Annotated in this window: 4 protein-coding genes and 1 pseudogene; all 5 read left to right on the top strand. The window is 33.4% G+C overall.

Going from position 1 to position 5,158, the window contains the following annotated elements:
- A partial coding sequence (locus CHV_RS04530) for an IS5-like element ISCca7 family transposase (RefSeq protein WP_034577654.1) occupies positions 1-710 on the top strand: 710 nt, incomplete at its 5' end.
- Between the two features lie 454 nt (positions 711-1,164).
- Positions 1,165-1,383 (top strand): ankyrin repeat domain-containing protein, encoded by a 219-nt coding sequence (locus CHV_RS04540; protein ID WP_034577656.1) that lies wholly within the window; start codon positions 1,165-1,167, stop codon positions 1,381-1,383.
- Positions 1,384-1,564: 181 nt separating this feature from the next.
- Positions 1,565-1,867: an iron-sulfur cluster assembly protein gene (locus CHV_RS04545; protein WP_051602260.1), complete on the top strand. Its 303-nt coding sequence runs from the start codon at positions 1,565-1,567 to the stop codon at positions 1,865-1,867.
- 57 nt (positions 1,868-1,924) lie between these two features.
- A complete protein-coding gene (locus CHV_RS04550; RefSeq protein ID WP_034577657.1) occupies positions 1,925-4,357 on the top strand; it encodes an FtsK/SpoIIIE family DNA translocase in 2,433 nt (810 codons plus the stop codon).
- A 422-nt stretch (positions 4,358-4,779) separates the two neighbouring features.
- Positions 4,780-5,158 (top strand): annotated as a pseudogene (locus CHV_RS04555) (IS982-like element ISCca1 family transposase); the annotation flags it as partial.

Genomic DNA, 5,158 nt, shown 5'->3' on the forward strand with positions numbered 1-5,158 from the left:
GTGTATTAAGCAGATTTAGGACTGCTCTTACAGAAAAGAAAGCTTTAGATAGATTGTTAAAAATCATAAATGATCAACTATCTAACCATGGTGTTCTGGTTCAGCATGGTGCAGTTATTGACGCCTCTATCACCCCTACTCCTAGACGTCCCAAAGGTAAAAAGAGCTATGATTTGCGTGAGGATGGTACTATATCGGTATCTCATAGTTATCAAAAAGGGGTAGATCCAGAAGCTAGTTGGACCAAAAAAGGTCATAATCTTTACTATGGGTATAAACGACATGTCCTTATAGAAAGTAAAGAAGGTTTAGTTCTGGCAGTCACGACTACAAAAGCATCTAGTCATGATGGTGCCCATTTACCTATATTATTGGATAAAGTATCTCTAAAAGCAGGAAGCAGGCTCTATGGAGATAAAGGCTATAGCGGTTTGCCCAACGAAACTTTACTAAAAAACAAGAAATTAAAATCAGCTATTCAAAAGAAAGGTAATAGAAATCATCCCTTATCACCTGCTGCTAAACGTTTTAATAAATTTGTATCTAAGACGCGCTATAAAGTAGAAAGAGTATTTGGAAGTATTAAGAGGTGGTTCCGTAGTTCAGGAGCTAGGTATATAGGCCTTGATAAAACCCATAAGCAACATGTTATGGAATCTATAGCCTATAATTTATATAGAGCTCCAAATATCATTTTAAAGGGTTTTTAGGGGGATGGTATATCTAAAATATACAAATATTAACTTGAAAATCAATAAATAATGAAATTTATGCATCCTTAACCATAAAAACTACAAAAAATACAACTACAACCTTATCAAAAATTATAATAACTATCTATAACAACGGTCTCAATATATCAAAACGAGTCGAAATATATTATACTGTTGATGAGTTTTTAAAAAAATTTGTTCCATATATGGAACAGAAATTGTTAACTATATCTGAAAAAGGACCCACTACTGGGTGGTTTTATGGAAATAACTATAATCCAGAGTTTAGATTAGGAAACAAAAATTTTATAAAAGTTTGTTTTAATTTTTTTCTGTCCACTATACTTGTAAAATATAATCAAATCGAATACATTGTGAGAGCTTCTGAGGTACTAAAAAAATTAAACAACAACTACCAAATTATAATTTTTACTGTCTGTAAGATTAAATCTTGACTACTACATACGCACAAGATTGCAAAGGCAAGACTCCTTTGATGCATGCAATAGAAGATAATAAAATAGAATTTGCTAAATTACTGATAGGGAATAAGACAAATATAGATTTAAAAGATAACAGTGGACGGGATGCTTTGACCTATGCAACAACATGTAATAGAAAAGATTTTATCGATTTATTGAAAAATAACAGCACAAATTTGAATACATAACAACTCAATCTGTTTCGTTTGTTGCATCTATTAAAAAGTAAATAGTTTTAAGGACGTTTTTTTTATCATAAAAGTATAATAAATTGTTATTTATGTCTTTAATAATACAAAAAAATAAAATTTAAAAGAAATTTCTAGATAGATGTGACAAGCGCGACAGATGTAACCTATTCTTATTACTATGGTTCAAAAGGAACAAGTTATAGAAGCCATTAAACAAGTTTACGATCCAGAAATACCTGTAGATATCTATGAACTAGGTCTTATTTACGAAATTACGATTTTGCCACTAAATAATATTGAAATCTTAATGACACTTACCTCTCCTAATTGTCCAGCGGCAGATATTATACCTAGTCAAGTAGAAGAAAAAATTAAAGCTATAGAGGGAGTACATGAAGTAACCGTGCATCTTACCTTTGAGCCAGCTTATACAATGGATCGAATGTCTGAAGCAGCGAAATTAGAGTTGGGATTTGCTTAATTTTTCCCTACATGATCTCTTCTATATTATATTTTTTATATTTCTTCCCTTTATTAAATGGCCCCAAATAATTATAAAATCCAAACAGATACGCCTAAAAAAAGCACTTCCTCAAAGTCATTTATATTAGATCAACGTATTAAAATAACCATTGGCCTTTTGCTGCAGGGGATAACTATTTTTTTAGCGTTTTCCTTTTTGGCTCATCTTATTCATGGCGCTAAAGATCAGCATCTTATTGAATCTATTGGAAGATTGGGCCTAAAACCGTCTAATCTAGCTACTGGAAACTGGTTAGGTTTTACAGGCGCTTTTTTAAGTTATTATTGTGTCCATATATGGTGGGGTATCACTGCTTTTATTTTTTTGCCTTGTCTATTTTTAATCGGTATAAAAATGGTCACACAAAAAATTTGTCGAAACCTTTCTTTATTAAAATTGATAATGGCCTCCATTTTTCTGGTATTATGGTTTAATATTTTACTAGGCTATCTATATACACTCTGCCCAACTGCTACCCTACTGGCCAACCACCTTGGAGGGATTGGCTATACACTTGGCACTTTGTTTAAAAGTTTATTAGGCTATGGTACTTTTATTTTTCTTCTGGTTACTTTGGTCATTTTCGCTGTAATATGTTTTAATATAACCTCTTTACCAAATATTAATTTATGCTCAAGCAAAAAATCAAAACATAATGCTACATGTTTGATTGATGAAGAAAGTAATAGAATAGTTGGGAAAACACCTGATACAGAAAGTGAGGTCTCCTCTAGTAAAAAAAAAACGAGTAATATAACCACTGCACATGCTACTAGAGATTTAGAGGATATAAGCGATCAAACTGATACAGAAACTGTTGCTCCGCACAAAAGCAATGTGGCTTTTGAAATAGTTTCCCCTGAACCATCAAATTTGTCTCAAGCGCCTCCATCTGCTATTGCTTCAACGATACCCTTAAGCCACATCCGGAGCGAAAACTACGATCCAACTTTAGATCTATCCAACTATAAATATCCTCCTTTAGATCTACTAGAACAGTATAGACAAGAACAACTATCTGTTACACAAGAAGAATTGGCTATTAATAAAAATAATATTGTACAAACCCTACAGAACTTTAAAATCAATATTGCCAAAATAAAAGCCACTATTGGCCCTACTGTTACCCTTTATGAAATAGTACCCGAAGCAGGAGTCAAAATCTCCAAGATAAAAAATCTCGAAGACGATATTGCACTTAACCTGGCTGCATTAGGTATTCGGATCATTGCACCCATACCAGGAAAAGGAACCATTGGTATTGAAGTACCCAATAAAAATAGAGAGGTAGTACCCCTCCAGGAGATGGTTGGATCTGAGAAATTTTTAAAAGGAAAGATGGATTTACCTATTGTATTGGGTAAGTCCATCTCAAATGAATTATTTATTGCAGACTTGAGCCGTATGCCGCATCTACTGATTGCCGGTGCTACTGGGCAAGGAAAATCTGTGGGACTTAATGTACTACTCACTTCCTTGATTTATAAAAAGCATCCCTCTCAATTAAAATTGGTACTAGTAGACCCTAAAAAGGTAGAACTTTCTTTGTATAATAGATTGGAACGTCATTTTTTAGCGAAATTACCCATCAGCGAAGAGCCTATTATTACAGAGACCAAAAAAGTAATCCATACCCTTAATTCTTTATGCATTGAAATGGACCATCGGTATGAACTGCTAAAGGAAGCAGGGACCCGTAATATCAAAGAATATAATGAAAAATTTATAAAAAGGATACTGAGCCCCCAAGAAGGGCATCGGTTTTTACCTTACATTGTATTGGTTATAGATGAATTCGCAGATATGATGATGACAGCAGGTAAGGAAATAGAAGTACCCATTGCCCGACTAGCGCAATTGGCACGTGCCATTGGCATACATCTTGTGTTGGCCACACAAAGGCCCTCTGTAAATGTTATTACTGGTATTATCAAAGCCAACTTTCCTGTTAGGATTTCCTACAAAGTAAGTTCACGAATTGACTCTAGAACTATTTTAGATGCAAGTGGTGCAGAGCAATTAGTAGGCAATGGTGATATGTTGCTCTCTATGAACTCTGATATTATTCGATTACAAACTCCCTTTTTAGATACAGGAGAAGTGGAACGTATTTGCAGCTATATTGGTGGACAACAAGGCTACCCATCTGCCTACCTGTTGCCTACTTATGATGAAGAAGACAAAGAGGATGGTGTGGCAGTAGATTTACAATCAACAGATCCACTATTTGAAGAAGCAGCAAGATTGATTGTCTTACATCAACAAGGAAGTACTTCTTTGATTCAACGGAAACTGAAGCTGGGCTACAACCGATCTGGAAGATTGATAGACCAATTGGAAGCTGCAGGCATTGTAGGTCCTTTTGAAGGCAGTAAAGCTCGAGAAGTTTTGGTAACAGATGAAGCCATCTTAAATGAAATATTAACTAGGTTACCACGAAAAGACTAAATTTTAAATGACTATCTACTGGGTTCTGCCGCGTTTGTTTTTTGTTCTTGCATAATATAGTGGACTGAAAAAACGAGACAAAAAACCAGTTTTGTTTCTCGATGGTATGTTTTCATCAAATTAATATGAAAGGAAATAAAATTCTAAAAATTTGTCTTAAAAGTCAGTCCACTACCAAATAGAACAGAACCCTGTATCCATTTTAAATGCTAATCAAGTCTTATTTTGCATAATTTTTTCTAGATAGTGTCGTCATGAAATATTTTGTATATTAGGTTTGTAGTTCGTATTATATTTTTAGATTAATAAGATCAATTAACCTGAACTCTGGATTAGATTTTCATATTTGCGTATAAAGAAGCTTCTTTGAGTTTTAAATTTAGGTGATTGAAAATTACCTCTAAAAACTAAAGGAGCCGCTTATGAATGTAGACAAATTAGTAGAAATATATTATATGGTAGATGAGTTTTTAATAAAATTTATGCCTTATATGGAGAAAAAGCTGTTAACAGAGCCCACAAGAAAACCCACTAGAACTTGTTCTCTTAACTTAAGCGAAATAATGACTATACTAATTGCTTTTCATCTAATAGGTTTTAGAAATTTTAAGATGTATTATATTCATTTAGAGCAATATCACTCAAGTGAGTTTAGAACATTAGTGAGCTATAATAGATTCATATCACTAGTAAAAAGAACGTTAGTTCCTATGTATTTCTTTACGCATAGTCTTTCTAAGACAAGAACAGGTTGTTATTTTATGGATTCAACAGCCATTAAAGTTTGTAAGGTACAAAGGG

This window comes from Cardinium endosymbiont cBtQ1 of Bemisia tabaci, from assembly GCF_000689375.1.
GTDB lineage: Bacteria > Bacteroidota > Bacteroidia > Cytophagales > Amoebophilaceae > Cardinium.

Bases quoted from the DNA above. Each gene is read 5' to 3' on its own strand.
- CHV_RS04545 (WP_051602260.1), top strand. From the start codon at position 1,565: ATGGTTCAAAAGGAACAAGTTATAGAAGCCATTAAACAAGTTTACGAT.
- CHV_RS04550 (WP_034577657.1), top strand. From the start codon at position 1,925: ATGGCCCCAAATAATTATAAAATCCAAACAGATACGCCTAAAAAAAGC.